Origin of the sequence: Mesorhizobium sp. AD1-1 (assembly GCF_020164655.1) — a bacterium.
GTDB classification, from domain to species: Bacteria; Pseudomonadota; Alphaproteobacteria; order Rhizobiales; family Rhizobiaceae; genus Mesorhizobium; species Mesorhizobium ciceri.
Genome location: NZ_JAIUGP010000008.1, coordinates 51269 through 69444 on the forward strand (window position 1 = coordinate 51269; position 18176 = coordinate 69444).

Genomic DNA, 18176 nt, shown 5'->3' on the forward strand with positions numbered 1-18176 from the left:
GATCGCGGCTGAGTTGCTATCTGACCTTGATGACGACCTTGCCCTTGGCGCGTCCTGTTTCGACATAGGCCAGCGCCTCATTGGTCGCCTCGAAGGGAAATATCCGGTCGACGACCGGGCGGATCGCGCCGGATTCGATGAGCGATGCGATCTTGCTCAGCTGCTCGCCCTGCGCCCACATGAAAAGGAACGAGAACGTCACGCCACGGCGCTTGGCTTTCGCTCGAATACCGCGGCTCAGCAGGCGAAGCACCAGCCTCAGCACCACGTTCAGTCCCTTTTCCCTGGCAAATTCCGGATCCGGTGGGCCGGAGATGGAGATGAGCTTGCCACCCGGTTTCAGCACATTCAGTGATTTTTCAAGTGTCTTGGCGTCCTGGCTGTTCAAGACGACGTCGTAGCCCGAAAGGACTTTCTCGAAATCGTCTTTCCTGTAGTCGACGACGATATCGGCGCCGACCCCCTTGACCAGACCGGCACTCGCCGCGCTGGCGGTGGTCGCAATGGTCGCGCCGAGATGCTTTGCCAGTTGGATGGCGAATGTCCCCACGCCGCCGGAACCGGCTTGAATGAAGACCTTCTGTCCCTTCTTCAGCTTGGCCCTTTCGACGAGCGCCTGCCAGGCGGTCAGGCCGACCAGCGGGATCGAGGCCGCCTCCTCCATGCTGAGGTTCCCGGGTTTCAGGGCCACGTCGGCTTCATCCATGGCTATGAACTCGGCGAACGTCCCGATCCGGCCATCGCGCGGCCGCGCATAGACGTCGTCGCCGAGTTTGAATTTGCGGACTTTCGATCCCACGCGCACAACCCTCCCGGCCACGTCGTGACCCAGGATGAAGGGCCGGCGATAGGGCAGGATCAGCTTGAACTCTCCGGTTTTGACCTTGGAATCGAGCAGGTTCACCGCCGCTGCGTGGACCTCGACCAGGACATCGCTGTCCCCGAGTTTCGGCTCCGGCATTTCGGCTAGCCGCAGAGTGCCGTTCTTGCTGTACTTGTCGACGACGAATGCCTTCATGGCAGTGACTTTCTGAGAGTGATTTTGGTGTGTCGCATGTGCGTGAAATCCTCTGCTCGCTGCGTTCAAACGGGCAGGCGGAATTGTTTCCGCAGGCTCTTGTCGAATATCCCCGCGGGAGCAAAGCGACGCAGCAGGCTGACCTGGCGCGCAGCCTTGCCGGCGGTGTAGCGCCGTTGCGGACGGGCATCGGTCGCTGCCTTGACGACCACTTGCGCCACCACTTCCGGCCGGTCGGCGACAGGCATCACGTCGCGAAGCAGCGCTTCCAGCGTAGCTCGGGCTTGATCGTATTCCTGCAACGGCGAATCCGGCTGGATCCCGTTCTGGTCGAAGACAGTACGAACGAATGCCGGCTCGATGACCGAAACGCGGATGTTGAAGGCGCGAACCTCGTGGTCGAGCGATTCCGAATAGCCCTCGAGCGCGTGCTTGACCGCCGAATAATGCGCTGAATACGGCGCCGGCACCAGTCCCAGCACAGAGCCGATATTGATGATGCGCCCCTCGCCACGCTGCCGCATCGACGGCAGCACCGCATTGGTCATGCGGATAACGCCGAACAGATTGACGTCGAACAGGGCCTGCACCTGGGCAATCGAGAATTCCTCGGCGCCTCCAAGCTGGCCGACGCCGGCATTGTTGACCAAGAGGTCGATCCGGCCGGTCTGCGAGAGCACCGTCGAAACGAGTGCGGCAACGGCCTCACTGTCGGTCACGTCGCAGATCAGCATGGTCACCCCGTCCGGATCGTTGCCGGCCTTGCGCCGGCTGGTTCCGAAGACGGTGAACCCGGCCCGCGCAAGAGCTTCGGCACTGGCGCGGCCAATGCCCGAAGAGGCCCCGGTCACAACGGCGGTTTTTCCGGCATTCGTTTTCATTTCGTGCTCCAAACTCATGGGGGGCTAGCTTTTTTTCATCCGTTAAATTACAGTCGTAATATCAGATTATGACCATAATGCAATAGCAGAAAGGAATAGCAGCCATGCGCTACGAAAAGGGCAGGAAGGACGCCTCGCGCGGCCGGATCCTGGAGGTCGCCGCGGAACGCTTTCGGAAAAACGGCATAGCGGCGTCCGGACTGGCAACCATCATGGGCGACGCCGGGCTGACGAACGGGGCTTTCTATCCCCACTTTCAATCAAAGGCGGCGCTTGTCCGTGAAACGGTCGCTGCAGCTCTCGAGGATCAGTCCGACGAGATACGGCAAGCATTGGCCTCCGGCGGCTTGGCAATGGCCATAGACACATATCTGTCGGCGGCGCATCGGGATAACCCCGGGAAGGGCTGCGCCTCTGCCGCCTTGCTGGCGGAAATCGCCCGTGAGCCACCCGAAACGCGTCAGCTTTATACCGAGCGTTTGCTGACCCAGGTGCACCAGGTGTCGGTAGAGCTGCCGCCGCAAACTCCTGATCCGGAGGGCGTTGCGTTTGCTATCTTTGCGACCCTCATTGGCACGCTTCAGCTGGCCCGTGCCGTGGAGGGAACGGAATTGTCGGATCGTATCCTTGCGGCAGGGAAAGCTGCGGCGCGCGCGCTGATCGAGCAGAGTTAAGGGCGTACCACGCGTGGGCACGTCAAAGTCATTCTCATGCGGTATGACGCCCAGCCCCGCATCGGCCCCTTGGCAGGAACAGCACCGCCCGTATGATGGTCAGATGCGCGCCCGCTCTTCAGTGCCCGGTGCCGCGACCGAAGGACCTGGCGTCCTTGGCCAGCACCAGCTCGGCATCGTCGGTAACATAGCTGACATAGCGATAGTCGCGGATGAAGCTGATCTGACCTTCTCGCCACTCCAGCCACATGAAATGACGCGGTTTCTGGTCGGCATGGCTTTCGAACACAGCGATCACCTCGCGGCCGTCGAGCCAGGCCGGCGTCAGCCACACGCGGTCGCTTTTGGCGTAGATCGTGAAGAACACGCCGACATCCGCCGCACCCGAGCGCGGCGCATGCAGGGACTGATGAAGCCTGACGTCGTCGGCAAGCAGGGCGCGCAAGCCGTCCCAATCGCGCTGGTTGAACAGGGTCGCATAACGGACCACGGCGGCCGACGCGATACGCGCATCGGGAGCCGAGCTGGCCTGCGCACTGACTTCCCTAAGCCGGGCGCGGCCGCGCGCCAAGTGCCCTTTCACCGCATCGACCGTGATGCCGAGCAAAGCAGCGATCTCGGCCAGCGGCTCGTCGAGCACATCTCTGAGGATGACGACGCTGCGCTGGAGCAGCGGAAGCTCCGCGAAGCGCGACACTGCGGTCTGTATAGCTTGCCTGCGCATCAGCGTCTCCACCGGGTCGGCTTTGGTGTCGTCGGCAATTTCAAGCGCCGCCTCGATAGGCTCCGCCGCGCGGATCGCGCGGCTGCGCAGCAGGTCAAGCGCACGGTTGTGGGCGACGCGGAACAGCCAGGGCCTGAGCTGCGGCACCTCGCCCAGCTCATTCAGCGCAACGAAGGCCCGCGCAAACGTGTCCTGCACGACATCCTCGCCGTCGATGACCGAGCCCATCAGGCGCGCGCAATAGCGGTGCAGCTCTGGCCGCATGGCGGCGGCAAGGGCAAGCAGCCCTTCCCGTCGGTCGCGGTCCACGGCAGGATCTCGTTCGCTCAAGCCGCAGCCCCCTCCATCACGGTTACGCCCGCGTCGCCATTGAGGCCGAAGACGATGCCCTCGGCATATTGCGGGTCTTCCAGCACGGAAACCACCCTGTCGCCGAAGGTCCGGGGCGGCATCGGCGCACCGAAGCGGGTGACGAATTGTTCGGGCGTGATGCCCATGGATCCGGAATAGGCGCCGGCCGCCGCATCGCCTGTTCCGGTGCCGAGGATCATCTGCCGCGGCACGATCGCCTGAAAGCGGATGCCGAGCTTCTTCTCCAGCGAAACGCCATTGGCGTACTTCGCCATGAACCACAGCATGCGCTTGGCGCCGCCATAGCCCCCCGACATCTGCGACCCGGTGACGGCGGCACCGCTCGATCCCACCAGAACACGGCTGCCCGGCTTGAGCGGCAGGTTGAGCGCCGCCTGCAGCCAGTATAGCCCGGCCTTGACGTCGGTTTCCCAGGCGATTGAAAAATCTTCCCAGCTCAGTTGGTCCAACCGGCCCATCCGGGGCGTGGCACCAGCATTCAGGACCACGACGTCAGGACGAACCTCGCTAAGAATGCGATAGGCCGCGCCCTCCTCCGCAACGTCGGCGCGGATAGTGGCGACCCCAAGCCGCGCACCGACCGCATCCAGCGCCTCGACGCCACGGGCAACGACGGTCACGCTGGCGCCCTGTTCGACCAGCGCCTCGACCAATCCGAGGCCAAGCCCACGGCTGCCACCGGTGACCACGATTTCTTTATTCCTGAGGCTCATCGACCCTGCTCCTTAGCTTCACTGTAGCTAAGACGTTTGAGGGTCGGAAAAAGAGCCAAGGTTTGGCGAGGCGCGCTGTCGCGGCGACGATCCGCGACATGCCGGCAATACTGGCGATCGGGCGGAAAGCTGCCTGTCCGCTTTCGACCTAAAATGCGATGCCCGATATTGGACGCAGTAAGATTAGAGGCTGCCGGCGATGAAAGCGCTGCCGGTCCATGCTGCGGCATCCCAGCCGGATATGTTCAGAAGTCGAGAGCGACCATCATGCCGCGGACTTCGGCCATTTCCAACAGCAGGTCTTGGAGTCTTTCGTCCAGTGCGGCACCGGTCAGCGCCAGAAGCTCGGTGACGCTCTCTCTCATCGATATGACGGCGGCGCCTGTCTTCTCGGCGAGCAGCCGTCCGATGGCAGCTCGGATCAGGTCGTCCTGATCAGACATTGCTTCACCTCCCAACGCACTGCAACCTCCCCTTGCTTTCCATGCCTCACCGCCGCTTTCGACAAAAGGGCGTGATTTCCCATACCGTACGATTTTGATGCGACATCGGGCAGCTTTGCTCATGCCAGCAGATCGTCTCGATGAGCCCGCCAGTCGTTCAAAACCGACAATGAGGGCAGCAGCGAAAAATGGCCGGGCTGGACCGTTTCAACCGCTGCAAGCAGCGCCAGTGGCACTTCGTGCCGATAAAGCCCAATGCATACGTCCCCTTTGGCCGTTGCCGGCAATTCCGTGACGGTGTCGAAAATCGAAAACGTACCCGTTGGCTCTTCCACGATTTCGAAACGCCCCACCCCAAACCTCCCTCTGCACAAAAGTAGCGACCAACGCGGACATCCCCCTAGTGGTTCCCTAGGCCGGCAGTTTTTTTCGCGCCTTGGTTGTAGCGCATGCCGGCAGGACAGTCATGCCCGCAGGGCGCGCAATCAAAAATCGCTACGCACATTTTAAATCTTGACGCGTGTCAATTTTTTATAAAACATGCGCAAATGCCGGCATGGCATCGGCCGGCGCTCTGGGAGGAGCAATGCCTGACATCGAAAAGCGCCCGAACCGGGGCTGCAGTCCGCACATCCGCAGGCCGGCAGCAGTCCGTTGGCGGATCGTCGCGCCAGGGGCCGGGGTCGCTTGCGCGCCGTCGGACATTGCAGTCGCCGGACGGCGACATTGATGCAGCCCATAAACAATCAGGAGGAGGAAAAACCATGCGCATGTTCAATTGCCTGAAACTCGGCACGAGCCTGCTTGGCGCCGGCATGCTTGCAACCATCGTCTCGGCACCCGCCCAGGCCGAGGATACGGCGAAAGTCGCGGCCATCGTCAAAGGCCTCGACAATCCATTCTTCCAGACCATGCAGAAGGGCATCGAGGAGCAGGCCAAGGCCAACGGCGTCAGTGTCAGCGTCCAGGCCGCCGCCAACATGGGTGACGCCACCGGCCAGGCCGACCGCCTGACCGCCATGGCCATGCAGGATTTCGATTGCTACCTGGTCAACCCGATCAGCGTCTCCAACCTCGTCCAGGCGCTGGTGCCGGTCGCCCAGAAGAAGAAGCCGATCGTCAACATCGACTCGACCATCGACCCCGAGCAGGCCAAGGCCGCCGGCTTTGCCGTCTCGACCTATATCGGCACCGACAACGTCGCCGCAGGCGTGCTGGCCGGCGAAGAGATGCTGAAGCTGGTGCCTAAGGGTTCCAAGGTCGCGCTGGTCGCCGGCATCGTCGGCGATGTCGGCTCCAACGCCCGCATCAAGGGCTTCAAGCAGGCCGTCGAAGGCAAGCTCGAAATCGTGGTGATGGTCAGCGCTGACTGGGATCGCGAAAAGGCGTTGACCGCCGCCACCGATATCCTCGCCGCCCATCCGGACCTCGCCGGCTTCTTCGCCGCCAACGACATCATGGCCCTTGGCGTCGAGCGCGCCGTGCGGACGTCGGGCAAGGACGTCAAGGTGATCGGCCTAGACGGCATTGTCGATGCGCTGAAGTCGATCGCATCAGGCGAACTCACCGCCACCGTCGCCCAATACCCCTATGTCGTCGGCGCCATGGGCGTCGAAGCCTGTGCGGTCGCGGCCAAGGGCAAGGAACTGCCGGCCAACGTGCCGGCACCTGTGCTGTTGATCAACAAGGACAATGCCGAAGCGTCGCTGAAGAATTTTCCGCGTCCCGGCGGCGACTATCCCGATCCCTTCCGCGAGATGCTGAAGTGAGCACACCTGCAGACAACGCGCCCGCCGCCCATTCGGCGGGTGCGGAGGAGAGCCGTCCCTCCCTGGCGGCTCTCCTCCTCGATCCCTCCTTCTGGGCCGACTGGGCATCCGTCGTCGGCCTGGTCGGCCTCGTCATCGTCTTCGGCATCGCCCAGCCGGTCTTTCTCAGCGTCGCCAATCTGCAGGCGCTGCTGCTGGCGGCTGCGATCCTGGTCGTGCTGTCGATCGGCCAGACCTTCGTCATCGCCACCTCGGGCATCGATCTGTCGTTGGCGGCAGCCGTCATGCTCGGCGCCATCATCCTCGGCCTCGTCAATGCCGCCGGCTACGGCATCTTCATCGCCTGCGTGCTCGCGATTCTCGCCACCAGCGCGGTGGGCTTCCTCAACGGGCTGATCATCACAGCAGGCAAAATCCCCGATTTCGTGGTGACGCTCGGCACGCTGTCGGGCATCACTGGCCTTGGCCTCATCCTGTCGGGCGGTGAACCGACCATGGTCGGCTCGACCTTCCTGCTCAGGCTCGCTTCCGGCTCGTTCGGACCGTTCGGCTATCCCGTATGGGTGGCGATCGCAGCCGTCAGCGTCGCCCATATCGCGCTCTACCACACGCGCTTCGGCGTGCATCTGCTGGCCACTGGCGGCCAGGCCGAAAGTGCCGGCGCGCTCGGCATCCGCACCAACCGGGTCAAGATCGCCGCCTATACGATTTCCGGTCTCTGCGCCGGCATCGCGGCCATTCTCCTGGTCGCCCGCATCGGCTCGGCCGAACCGCAGATCAACACCAGCCTGCTCTTGAATTCGGTGGCGGCGGTGGTGCTGGGCGGCGTCAGCCTGTTCGGCGGCCGCGCCAGCATTCTTGGGCCCGCCATCGGCGCGCTGATGCTCACGGCACTCGTCAATGGCCTGACCTTGCTCAATGTGTCGGCTTTCTACCAACCGCTTGCCGTGGGAGCCATCGTGGTGCTGGCGGCGCTGATCATGCGGTATCAGAAATGAGCGCTCCCCATCACATCCCCGCCGCTGAGGCGATCATCGCCTGCGAAGGGCTGAGCAAGCATTTCGGCGGCATCCGCGCCTTCACCGACGTCGCCTTCCAGGCCCGCCGCGGCGAGGTCACCGCCGTGATCGGCGACAATGGCGCCGGCAAGTCGACGCTGGTCCGCAGCCTGGTCGGCGTGCATCAGCCCGACGCCGGCGATCTGTTCTTCGACGGCCGGGCGCGGCCCTTCGCCAATCCCGACGAGGCGCGCAAGGCCGGCATCGAGACCGTGCACCAGAACCTGGCGCTGATCGACGAACTGACGGTCGCGCAGAACCTGTTCCTCAACCGCGAGATCGTGCGCCGCATCGGTCCCTTCGCTTTCCTCGACCGCAAGGCGATGAAACGCGAGGCCCGTTCCATGCTGTCGCGCCTGTCGATCAACGTGCCGTCAATCAACCAGCGTGTGCGGCGCCTGTCGGGCGGCCAGCGGCAGGCGATCTCGATCTGCCGCGCTGTCGGCTCCGGCGCCAAGCTGGTGGTGATGGACGAACCGACGGCAGCGCTTGGCGTGCAGGAGACGGCCAATGTCGAGGCGCTGATCCGGCGCCTGCGCGAGCAGTCGGTCTCAGTCATCCTGGTCAGCCACAATTTCGATCAGGTCCGCCGCCTGTCCGACCAGATCTGGGTGATGCGGGCGGGAAAGATGGCGGCGACCGTGCGCGCCTCGGAGACATCAGGCAACGAGCTCGTCGCGCTGGTCACCGGCGCGGCATAGTCCTGCAGCATCAGACTTGAAATCAAAGGGAGTTTGCCGGTGGCACCAATTCGTGTCGGACTTATAGGTCTTGGAGAGGTCGCCCAGTCGATCCATCTGCCGGTGCTGAGCGATCAGCGCGAGCGCTGGGTGATCGCGGGCGTGTACGACGTGTCGCCCAGCCTGGTGGCGCTGTGCACCTCGCAACACCCGACGGCAAGAACCTTCGAGACGGCCGAGGCGCTAATAGCGTCACCCGACATCGACGCGGTGTTCGTGCTGTCATCCGACGACACCCACAGCCGCTTCGTGCACGCGGCGATTGCCGCCAACAAGCACATCCTGCTGGAAAAGCCCGCCTGTCTGACGGTGCGCGAGATCGACGATCTGCTGGCGCTGATGCCGGACTACGACAAGACCCTGTTCGTCGGCTATATGCGCCGCTACGCGCCGGCATATCTGGCCGCCAGGGACGAGCTGCCGGCCTTCGCCGACATCACCCATGTCCGCATCTTCGACCTGATCTCGGAGGGCCGGCATTTCCTCAAGAAGAGCCAGAACGTCCTCTATCCCAACGACATAGACCCGGCCCTGCTGGCGCGTGGCGCCAAGGAGCGCGACGCGCTGATCCGCGAAGTCGTCGGTGCCGACGCGCCGGCCGACCTGGTGCGCGCCTATCGCGGGCTGACGGCGCTTTCCTCGCACCACATTTCAGCGATGCGCGGGCTGATCGGCGAGCCGGCGCGCGTGCTGGCCGCGCACCGCACCAATGGCGGCGCCAACACATCGGTCACCTTCGACTACGGCCATTTCGCTTGTCTCTACGACGCGGCGGTCGACGATCTCGGCCTGTTCGACGCAATGATCGAGGTGCGCTCCAACACCAGGCGCGTGCGCATCATCTACGACACGCCCTACATCCGCAGCCTGCCGACGCGGCTGGAGGTCACCGATGCCGGCCCGCTCGGCCCGGTGACGAAAGCCTTCGGCCCTCTCTACGGCGATGCTTTCTCGAATGAACTCGAGATTTTCCACCGCCACATCGCCGAAGGAACAAAGCCGCTGACCGACCTCGCCGATTCCCGCCGCGACCTGGCGCTGATGGCCGAAATCATCGAGCGTATGAAGGAGAGCGGCCAGCGTTGAGGCGCTCCCTACTGCCCTACTGCCCTACTGCCCTACTGCCTTATTTCCCGCAGTGATGATCGTTGATCTTGTTCAATGCATTCGCGTCGGGTCCAACGCGATGGTAGGAGCACGCGCCAGCCGCCGTCGTCACCAACTGCTGATCGTAGTAGTGCGGGCCGCCGAACAGGATATCGATGAGATCGCCTTCGGCGGGAACGTAGCGTTCGGAGTGGACCCGGCGGTCGTGATGCCGGTCGCCAGCCAAGGCCGGGGCGCAAAGACTCGCGCCCGTAGCAACCGCGAGAGCTAGGATCGCAACGCATTTCGTGGTCATCGGCACACCCTTCTGGCCATTCCGGAATCGCACCATACATCCAAAACCGCCAGCCGGACAAAAGTTCCGAGAAGACCGCGATAGGCTCTTGCCGAAGCCTGCGGCCTCGCTCATCCATGGTGCGTGGAAATGTGGGATCCGTGATGACCGACGCCAGCCTTCACCTCGTCGAAGCGACGATCGACCAACTGCGCCGCGCGCTCGATGACGGCACCGTCACCAGCGTCGAACTGGTCGGGGCGTATCTGAGGCGCATCGCGCATTTCGACCGGCACGGCATCAGCCTCAATGCCGTCCCAGTGCTCAACCCTGACATGTTTGAGCAGGCGGCGGCCTCCGACCAGCGGCGCCGCAACGGCGCCGTGCTCGGACCGCTCGACGGCATCCCCTACACCGCCAAGGACAGCTACAAGGTTGCAGGCCTGACGGTGGCCGCCGGCTCGCCGGCCTTCGAGCATCTCATTGCCAATGAGGATGCCTTCACCATAGCCCGGCTGCGCGCCGGCGGCGCGGTGCTGATCGGGCTGACCAACATGCCGCCAATGGCCAATGGCGGCATGCAGCGCGGCGTCTATGGCCGCGCCGAAAGTCCGTACAATGGCGATTATCTCACCGCCGCCTTCGCATCGGGTTCGTCCAATGGCTCCGGCACGGCGACAGCGGCCAGCTTCTGCGCCTTCGGGCTTGGCGAGGAAACCTGGTCGTCCGGCCGCGCGCCGGCCACCAACAATGCGCTGGTCGCCTACACGCCGTCGCGCGGCGTCATTTCGGTGCGCGGCAACTGGCCACTGGTGCCGACCATGGATGTCGTCGTGCCGCATGCGCGCAGCGTGCCCGACATGCTCGAACTGCTCGACGTGATCGTCGCCGACGATCCCGAGACACGAGGCGATTTCTGGCGCGCGCAGCCCTGGGTCAAGCTGCCGAAAAGCTCCGATGTGCGGCCGCCCCGTTATACCGATCTCGCACTGGCGGGGTCGTTGAAAGGCAAGCGCCTGGGCGTGCCCAGAATGTATATCGGCCGCGACAGCGAGGCCGATGCGCCGATCGAAACCCGCGCCTCGGTGCTTGCCCTGTGGGAGCAGGCAGCGGCCGATCTCAAGCGGCTTGGCGCCGAGGTGATCGAGGTCGATTTCCCCGTCGTCTCCAACTACGAGCGCGACCGCCCCGGGGCGCGCACCATGGTCGAGCGCGGGCTGGTGCCGCAGGACTTCGCCGAGCGCGAACTCTGGGATCTCAGCATCTGGGGCTGGGACGACTTTTTGCGCGCCAATGCCGACCCGGCCGTGCCCGATCTCGTCTCCGTCGACGGCCCAAAGATCTTCCCGCAGCCGCCCGGCACGCTGCCCGACCGCTATGAGGGCGGCTTCGATCTGAGAGAATATGTGGAACGGGCCCGGTCCGGCGTCACGCCGTTCGCAGACATTCCAACGCTGGAAGACGGACTGAAGGGCCTCGAAGCGACAAGGGGGATCGATTTCGAGGACTGGCTGGACGGCCAAGACATCGACGCCGTGGTGCTGCCCGCCGCCGCCGATGTCGGACCGGCCGATGCAGACATCGACGAGGCATCCGCCGCCCTTGCCTGGCGCAATGGCACCTGGGTCGCCAACGGCAATCTGGTCTGGCGCCATTTCGGCATCCCGACCGTCACCGTGCCGATGGGAACCATGGCCGATATCGGCATGCCGGTCGGCCTGACCTTCGCCGGCAAGGCCTATGACGACGAAAGGCTGCTGCGCATGGCCGGCGACTACGAACAGTCGACCCGGCGCCGCACCCTGCCCCCACGCACGCCGGAACTGACTGAAGATGTATTTTCCCGCCGGCCCACGCAAACCGGTAGCGGCAAGGCACCTCCGCTCGTCATTGCGCTTGCCGCCGAGACGCGCACGACCGGCGATCAGGACGAGATCACCATCACCCTCGACCTGCCGATCGACGCCGAGGCGGAACACGCCAGCGTCAAGGTGCATGTCAACGGCGAGCCTGTCGCCATCCAGCGAAGCGGAGCGCGCTGCTGTGGACAGGCATTGGTTCCGGCCGCAGAGCACCAGCGGTTCCACAGCGTCTGGCGTGGCTCGTATGGCTCGATCGTGACGGCTATTGTGCGGCTGGAGGATGGGCGCAGCGCCGGCGCCTATCTGTTTACGGGCGGGATTGGATGAACGCCAGCAGCTAGGAAGGCAGCGAAGTCAGCCATTCTTCCCAAAATTCCTGCTGCATATGGACGAAAACCGGAACCACGTCGACGCCATCATCAAATATGTCGACCAGATCGCTCTCTTGCGGAAATTGCCCCGTCTTCACCTTGCAGGCTATCAATCCGCGACTTTTCTCCATCACGGTATTTTCCGGATAAACATTGGCGCTTGCTCCGTAACAGAAGGGTAGCAGGCCATCGACTTCGAGTGCCTGACGGATTTGGAACAGAGCCTCGAAAAAGTCTTCCTCTTCTGCCTCGATCACCTTGTCCCGATAACTGCATTTCAGATTGCAGGCAGCGCCGTTCACGTGCAGCGTGAACACGGCTTGCTCGTCGTCACCAACGGAACCTGCTCCGATCAGAAAAACAGTACGCTGATGGTCCATCTCATCCCCCTCGCCATGTGACGGGATGGTAGTACGACAACGGCCGCTTTCCAGCATGGCAGGGATTGGGACGCGGCCGCACTCCCTGCCGTCGTCATCCGCTGGCCGGGCGTCCCGCCGCAAAGGCAAGGTCCCGCCGAATGACATCCCGCTTGTCTTGCGACAGACCGGCAAGCAGCTTTTCATCGAGGCAGCCTGCTCGGATGAGATGAGTGAAGACATAAAGGAGCTGCGAATAGCGGTAGTCGAACGTCCGATCGATATCCCGCCGCTGTTCACGCAAATAGGCTTCCAGCTCCCACATCTGGGAGGGAACCGTCACCGCACTGGCCTTGCTCTTGAATTCGGCCATCGTCTTTGCGAGGGCCGCCTCAAGAGCCTTATCGAAGGCGTGGCGGGCGAGCTTCTTTTCGGAAGCGGACCAACTGGAATCGTTCATTGGATATCTCCGTAGATTTCCTGTGAATTCCATCAGATTTTCACGAACTTCGCCTGCTTCTACCCCCGCGCCGCCCAAAGCAAACCCCGCTCCACCATCAGCGCCATTTCCGGCACCGCGAACTCATCCGCCGTGTGACCAAGGGAACTGTAGAAAACCTTCCCCGCCCCATAGCGCCGTTTCCAGACGACCGGCATGACGACGCCGCCTATCCCCGGAAAATGCGCGTCGGTGAAGGTGGTGGTCGCCAGCACCTCATTGCTTGGGTCGACATGCATGTAATATTGCTCCGACCGGTAGGCGAAATCGCTGATGCCTTTTGTGATCGGATCGTCCGGCCGGGTGATCGCGACAGTGTAGTCGATGATGTTGCCGGGATGCGCCACCCATTGGCCGCCGGTCATGAACTGATAGTCAGGCTCATTGCGGAAACTGTCGCCCATCGTGCCGTGGAAACCGCCGAGCCCGCTTCCCCCGCGAACCGCAAGCGTCAGGTTCTGCAACTCGGCCTTTTCGATCGTCGACATCGTGATGACAGGCACGATGAGATCGAAGGAAGCAAGCTCCGGACCGGCGAACATCGCCGTGCCCTCACCCAGCGTGACGTCGAAGCCGTTTCGCTCAAGCAAGGTGCGAACGAGCTTCGCGCTCTGCTCCGGCGTATGGCCCTCCCAGCCGCCCCAGGCGATCAAGGCCTTCTTTGGCATTGTGTACCTCCCTGGAAAACTCGGCCCTGATCGATCCGGCGTCAGCGCCAGCCCAGCGCTGGAGCGACATGGGTCAGGATCGCCTCGATGACATGCGCGTTGTAGTCGACGCCGAGCTGGTTTGGAACGGTGAGCAACAGCGTATCCGCCTCGGCGATCGCCTCGTCCTGCGCCAATTCCTTGATCAGCACATCCGGCTCGGCCGCGTAGCTGCGCCCGAAAATCGCCTTGGTGTTCTCCTCGATGAAGCCGATCTGGTCGCGGCTCTCATTGCCGCGGCCGAAATAGGCGCGGTCGCGATCGTCGACCAGCGCGAAGATGCTGCGGCTGACCGAGACGCGCGGCTCGCGCTTGTGGCCGGCTGCCTTCCAGGCCTCGCGATAGATGCGGATCTGCTCGGCCTGCTGGATGTGGAACGGCTTGCCACTCTCGTCGAATTTGAGCGTCGAGCTCTGCAGGTTCATGCCGAGCTTGGCTGCCCATTCCGACGTGGCGTTGGTAGCCGCACCCCACCAGATCCGCTCGCGCAAACCCTCCGAATGCGGCTCGAGGCGCAAGAGGCCGGGCGGGTTGGGGAACATTGGCCGTGGATTGGGCTGGGCGAACCCCTCGCCGCGCAGCGTCTCGAGGAAGACCTCGGCGTGGTGCCTTGCCATGTCGGCGTCGCTCTGCCCTTCCGGCGGCGCGTAGCCAAAATGGCGCCAGCCATCGATCACCTGCTCGGGCGAGCCACGGCTGATGCCGAGTTGCAGGCGCCCGCCGGCGATGATGTCGGCGGCACCGGCATCCTCGGCCATGTAGAGCGGGTTCTCGTAGCGCATGTCGATGACCGCGGTGCCGATCTCGATGCGGCTGGTCCTGGCGCCGACCGCCGCCAGCAGCGGGAACGGCGACGCGAGCTGGCGGGCGAAGTGATGCACGCGAAAATACGCGCCGTCCGCGCCCAGCTGCTCGGCGGCGACAGCCAGCTCTATGGATTGCAAAAGCGCGTCCGAAGCCGAGCGCACTTGCGATTGCGACGAGGGCGTCCAGTGCCCGAACGACAGGAACCCGATTTTCTTCATAATCATGCGATATAAGGATGCGCGTCAGGCTTCAATGCAAAAGAGATTTTTTGGCGCCCGGATCAAGGCTCATGCATCGCTATTCTCGAAGGCGCCAATGCCTTGTGCGATCAGGTTGGTCGCCATCACCAGCGAGACGATTGCCCCGGAATTGAAGACGACGACCCACCATTTTCCGCCGGTCAGGAAGCCATAGCCGTCGGCGACGGCCAGTCCCCAGTCGGCCGATGGCGGCTGAATGCCGAGGCCGAGAAAGCTCAGCGTCGCGATCGAGAAGAACGCGTAGCCCAGCCTTGTGACGAGTTCGATGAGGATCGTTTCCCTGATGTTGGGCAGGATCTCCAGGAACATGATGGCGAGCGGGCCTTCACCGCCAAGCCGCGCGGCGCTGACATAGTCGCGCTGCTTCTGCTCACGCACGGCGGCGCGAACGGTGCGCGCCACCAGCGGCGCGTAGGCGATGCCGATCACCAGGATGACGGTCAGGTTCGACGGGCCGATCGCCACCAGCGTCATGGTGACGAGAACGATGAACGGAAACGCCATCAGCGTATCGAGCAGCCGCGCGCCGATGGCATCAGTGAGGCCCTCGAAATAGCCGAGCACCAGGCCGATGATGCTGCCGGCGGCAACCCCGGCCAGCGTCGCCAGCGGCGCAACCAGCAGGATGTCGCGCGAACCGACGATGATGCGGGACAGCACATCGCGGCCGAGCTGATCGGTCCCGAACCAGTGCAGCGCATCGGGCGGCGTCAGCGTCGCCAGGAAATCCTCGGCATAGGGATCGTAGGGAACGAAGAGGTTGCCTGCTATGGCGCAAGCGACCCAGAACAAAAGCAGCAGCAATCCGACCACGACCGACGGCGGCAATCCGGCGAAAGCACTGCGAATCCGGCGCACTGCCGAAAAGCCCGCCACGGCGCGCTGCAGTGCGGGAAACTCGGCCAGATCCGTCATGGCGAGGTCCGGCGGCGTTGCCGCGGATCGAGCAGCGCCAGCAAGAGGTCGCCGGCCGCCGCCGACAGCACGAAGATGGCCGCCATCACCAATACGCCTGCCTCCAGCATCGGGAAATCACGGGCCTTGGCCGCGTTCAGGACCAGATTGCCAAGTCCCTGGATGCCGAACAACGCCTCGATCACCACCAGCCCACCCAGCATGTATCCGGTCTGCGTCGCCAGCACCGCGACGGTCGGCGTCAGCGCATTGCGCAGCACGTGCCGAAAGATGATCTCGCGCCGCTCGAGCCCTTTCAGGACGGCGGTGCGCGTGTAATCGGCGGCGATCGCCTCGATCACGCCTGCTCGCGTCATCCGGGCGATATAGCCGGAAAGGTTCAGCACCAGCGGCAGCGCCGGCAGGATCAGATAATAGCCATGCGTCCAGAAGCCCGCGCCATCGGGCGCAACTCCGGAGATCGGGAACCAGTTCAGCCACAGGCCGAAAACGATGAGCAGCATCAGGCCGGAAACGAAATCAGGCACAATGCCGAAGGAGACGCCCGCCATCACGATCAGCCGGTCGATGAGGCGGCCCGCATTGAGACCGGCGATGACGCCGGCACCAACGCCGAGCGGCACGAGGAAGAGCAAAATAATCCCGGCAAGCGCCGCGGAGCGCTTGAGGCTTTCCAGCACGAAGGGCGCCACCGGCCCGCGCATCGACAGCGAGGTGCCGAAGTCACCGGTGACCGCTTTGCTGAACCAGAGCCAATACTGGACGAGAACCGGCTGGTCGGCGCCTAGCCGCTTGTTCAGTTCCGCCACCGCTTGCGCGTCGGCAAAAGGCCCGAGCATGACACGGCCGACATCGCCGGGCAGGACCTGCCCGGCGAAGAACACCAGAATGCTGACCAGCCACAGCGTGAGGACAAGTGTGCCCACACGCGCTGACAGAATGCGACCGGTCAGCATGTCGCGATCATGCCTGGACGAAGGAAACGCGGTCGAGCAGGAGATGCGAAATTGCGGTGAAGCGCACGCCCTCGACCTTGGAGCTGACGATGCGGCTGTATTGCGAGAAGTAGCTGATGATCGCCGGCGTCTCGTCGAGCAGCAAGGTCTGGATCTTGCGGGCAACAAGGCGCTGTGCCTGCAGGTCGCGCGCCTTCGAGTAGTCAAGCAGCAGCGCGTCATAGGCCGGGTTGTTGAAATGTGCCGCATTCCAAGCTCCCGAACTCTTTAGCGTGGCGTTGAGGAAGATGTCGGGCGTGCCGCGGTGGCCATAGTCGGTGATGCCGAGCACCGAATCCAGCCATGGCGAACTGCCAAACGTCGCCGAGCCGTAATAGGCGTCCTGCGGCAGGACATTGAGCTTGACGTCGATGCCGGCCTTCTTGGCGAAGTTCTGGATGATGACCGCATAGTCGGGAATGTCATAGGCGCGTTCGGTGGTCAGCGTCACCTCGAAGCCGTTGGGCACGCCCGCCTCGCCAAGCAGCCGCTTGGCCTCGGCAATGTCCTGCTTGCGCTGCGGCACCGATGGATCGGCCGAGGGGAAGATCGGCGCGAACGGCGTGTCGTTGCCGACGATGGCGCGGCCCTTGAGCAGGCCCTTGACCACAGCCTCTCGGTCGATCGTGAGCGCCAGCGCGCGGCGGATGCGCTTGTCGGTAAACGGCGCCTGATCGGTCCTGAGATGCACCTGGTCGTGCGAGCTCGCCTGCACGCTCAGCAGCTTGAAGTTGGGATTGCCCTCGATCGCCAGCTCCAGCCGCGTCGTGCTTGGGATCACGTCGAGCTGGCCGGCCTGCAAAGCCAGCACCTGTGCCTGCTCGTCGTCGAAGAACTTGATCTCGATCCGGTCGGGCAGCGCCTTGTCGCCCCAGTAATTCTCATTGCGCACGAAGCTGGCGCCTTGCTTGGGGCGGAAGGATTCGAGCTTGAACGGACCGGTGCCGTTGAAAGTCTTCTCGAAATCACCGGCATAGTCGGCAGGCAGGATGACGGCATTGTAGACGTCGGAGGAGACATAGAACGGGAAGTTGCTGTTCGGACCGTCGAGATCGAAGGCGACGGTTTCGTCGTCGACCAGCTTGGCGCCGCCCTTGGACAGGATGCCCTTGTAGGCGGACAACGCCGACGAGCCGCTGGCCGGATCGACCAGCCGCTCGAAGCTCGCCACAACGTCTTTGGCGGTGACCGCGCGGCCATCGTGGAATTTTACCCCTTGCCGCAATTTGAAGGTCCAGCGGCTGGCCGTCTCGTTGGCCTCCCAGGACAGAGCCAGCTTCGGCTGCAGACCATCCTTCGGATCGTCGAGGATCAGATACTCGCCGACCTGGCTGATCACCCCGATGCTGGCCGGATCGGTGACCGAAACCGGATCGATCGCCTTGGTCGGCTGGCCGAGCCCGACGCGAACCGTGCCGCCGCCGGCAGCCGCGGCGCGCGCGCCTCCCAATCCCTGCGAGGCGGCAAAGCCGGTCAGGCCGAGCAGTGCGGCATATCTGAGGAGATCGCGGCGCTTGAGAAAGCCGCCCTGATGTTCGTCGACGGCGACATTCCAGATGTCCCCCGACAGATTGCGAACTGCGTCGATATCTCTGCGTCTGGTCATTTTGAAACCCCTGCTTTGAAAT

20 protein-coding genes are annotated in these 18176 nt (G+C 63.6%); 6 read left to right on the top strand and 14 right to left on the bottom strand.

Annotation, left to right across the window (positions count from 1 at the left end; genetic code table 11):
• Positions 1-16: 16 nt before the first annotated feature.
• Together LB519_RS16755 and LB519_RS16760 are read right to left on the bottom strand one after the other, a co-directional pair.
• Positions 17-1018 carry an NADP-dependent oxidoreductase gene (locus LB519_RS16755; RefSeq protein WP_224620641.1) on the bottom strand — a complete coding sequence of 334 codons (1002 nt, stop codon included), beginning with the start codon at positions 1016-1018 and terminating at the stop codon, positions 17-19.
• A gap of 65 nt (positions 1019-1083) precedes the next feature.
• A complete protein-coding gene (locus tag LB519_RS16760; protein WP_013530513.1) occupies positions 1084-1899 on the bottom strand; it encodes an oxidoreductase in 816 nt (271 codons plus the stop codon).
• A gap of 104 nt (positions 1900-2003) precedes the next feature.
• Here LB519_RS16760 and LB519_RS16765 point away from each other — a divergent pair, with 104 nt between their 5' ends.
• On the top strand, positions 2004-2573 hold the full coding sequence (locus LB519_RS16765; RefSeq protein ID WP_013530512.1) for a TetR/AcrR family transcriptional regulator: 570 nt from the start codon (positions 2004-2006) through the stop codon (positions 2571-2573).
• Between the two features lie 118 nt (positions 2574-2691).
• Here LB519_RS16765 and LB519_RS16770 read toward each other — a convergent pair whose 3' ends face one another.
• From LB519_RS16770 to LB519_RS16785, 4 genes are all read right to left on the bottom strand, one after another.
• Positions 2692-3627, bottom strand: coding sequence for a sigma-70 family RNA polymerase sigma factor (locus LB519_RS16770; RefSeq protein WP_064992517.1), 936 nt, complete (start codon positions 3625-3627; stop codon positions 2692-2694).
• On the bottom strand, positions 3624-4382 hold the full coding sequence (locus tag LB519_RS16775) for an SDR family oxidoreductase (protein ID WP_224620642.1): 759 nt from the start codon (positions 4380-4382) through the stop codon (positions 3624-3626). The genes LB519_RS16770 and LB519_RS16775 overlap by 4 nt, the downstream gene beginning before the upstream one ends.
• Positions 4383-4627: 245 nt before the next feature.
• Entirely contained in the window at positions 4628-4825 is a 198-nt protein-coding gene (locus tag LB519_RS16780) for a hypothetical protein (protein ID WP_013530509.1), read from the bottom strand.
• Positions 4826-4944: 119 nt separating this feature from the next.
• Entirely contained in the window at positions 4945-5178 is a 234-nt protein-coding gene (locus LB519_RS16785) for a hypothetical protein (RefSeq protein ID WP_224620643.1), read from the bottom strand.
• A gap of 411 nt (positions 5179-5589) precedes the next feature.
• On the opposite strand from LB519_RS16785, the gene LB519_RS16790 reads away from it, so the two are divergent.
• From LB519_RS16790 to LB519_RS16805, 4 genes are read left to right on the top strand one after another with little or no spacing between them, the layout of a single operon-like run.
• Positions 5590-6594 (top strand): substrate-binding domain-containing protein, encoded by a 1005-nt coding sequence (locus LB519_RS16790; protein WP_224620644.1) that lies wholly within the window; start codon positions 5590-5592, stop codon positions 6592-6594.
• Positions 6591-7592, top strand: coding sequence for an ABC transporter permease (locus LB519_RS16795; protein ID WP_224620645.1), 1002 nt, complete (start codon positions 6591-6593; stop codon positions 7590-7592). The genes LB519_RS16790 and LB519_RS16795 overlap by 4 nt, the downstream gene beginning before the upstream one ends.
• Positions 7589-8353, top strand: coding sequence for an ATP-binding cassette domain-containing protein (locus LB519_RS16800; protein WP_063168679.1), 765 nt, complete (start codon positions 7589-7591; stop codon positions 8351-8353). Before LB519_RS16795 ends, LB519_RS16800 begins: the two co-directional genes overlap by 4 nt.
• A gap of 39 nt (positions 8354-8392) precedes the next feature.
• The gene (locus tag LB519_RS16805) at positions 8393-9478 is read left to right on the top strand and encodes a Gfo/Idh/MocA family protein (RefSeq protein ID WP_224620646.1); all 1086 of its coding nucleotides are present in this window, start codon (positions 8393-8395) and stop codon (positions 9476-9478) included.
• A gap of 40 nt (positions 9479-9518) precedes the next feature.
• On the opposite strand, the gene LB519_RS16810 is transcribed toward LB519_RS16805, so the two are convergent.
• The gene (locus LB519_RS16810) at positions 9519-9794 is read right to left on the bottom strand and encodes a hypothetical protein (protein ID WP_013530503.1); all 276 of its coding nucleotides are present in this window, start codon (positions 9792-9794) and stop codon (positions 9519-9521) included.
• A gap of 143 nt (positions 9795-9937) precedes the next feature.
• Here LB519_RS16810 and LB519_RS16815 point away from each other — a divergent pair, with 143 nt between their 5' ends.
• The gene (locus tag LB519_RS16815; RefSeq protein WP_224620647.1) at positions 9938-11962 is read left to right on the top strand and encodes an amidase; all 2025 of its coding nucleotides are present in this window, start codon (positions 9938-9940) and stop codon (positions 11960-11962) included.
• A 10-nt stretch (positions 11963-11972) separates the two neighbouring features.
• Here LB519_RS16815 and LB519_RS16820 read toward each other — a convergent pair whose 3' ends face one another.
• The 7 genes from LB519_RS16820 to LB519_RS16850 form a co-directional block, all read right to left on the bottom strand.
• The gene (locus tag LB519_RS16820) at positions 11973-12386 is read right to left on the bottom strand and encodes a hypothetical protein (RefSeq protein WP_063168681.1); all 414 of its coding nucleotides are present in this window, start codon (positions 12384-12386) and stop codon (positions 11973-11975) included.
• Between the two features lie 94 nt (positions 12387-12480).
• Positions 12481-12825: a hypothetical protein gene (locus LB519_RS16825; RefSeq protein WP_013530500.1), complete on the bottom strand. Its 345-nt coding sequence runs from the start codon at positions 12823-12825 to the stop codon at positions 12481-12483.
• Between the two features lie 59 nt (positions 12826-12884).
• A complete protein-coding gene (locus tag LB519_RS16830; protein ID WP_013530499.1) occupies positions 12885-13532 on the bottom strand; it encodes a ThuA domain-containing protein in 648 nt (215 codons plus the stop codon).
• 41 nt (positions 13533-13573) lie between these two features.
• Positions 13574-14596: an LLM class flavin-dependent oxidoreductase gene (locus LB519_RS16835; RefSeq protein WP_063168683.1), complete on the bottom strand. Its 1023-nt coding sequence runs from the start codon at positions 14594-14596 to the stop codon at positions 13574-13576.
• A gap of 69 nt (positions 14597-14665) precedes the next feature.
• Positions 14666-15553, bottom strand: a complete 888-nt coding sequence (locus LB519_RS16840; protein WP_013530497.1) for an ABC transporter permease — start codon at positions 15551-15553, stop codon at positions 14666-14668.
• A complete protein-coding gene (locus tag LB519_RS16845; RefSeq protein ID WP_013530496.1) occupies positions 15550-16509 on the bottom strand; it encodes an ABC transporter permease in 960 nt (319 codons plus the stop codon). Before LB519_RS16845 ends, LB519_RS16840 begins: the two co-directional genes overlap by 4 nt.
• A 7-nt stretch (positions 16510-16516) precedes the next feature.
• Positions 16517-18154 carry an ABC transporter substrate-binding protein gene (locus LB519_RS16850; protein ID WP_024503938.1) on the bottom strand — a complete coding sequence of 546 codons (1638 nt, stop codon included), beginning with the start codon at positions 18152-18154 and terminating at the stop codon, positions 16517-16519.
• Positions 18155-18176: the final 22 nt, after the last annotated feature.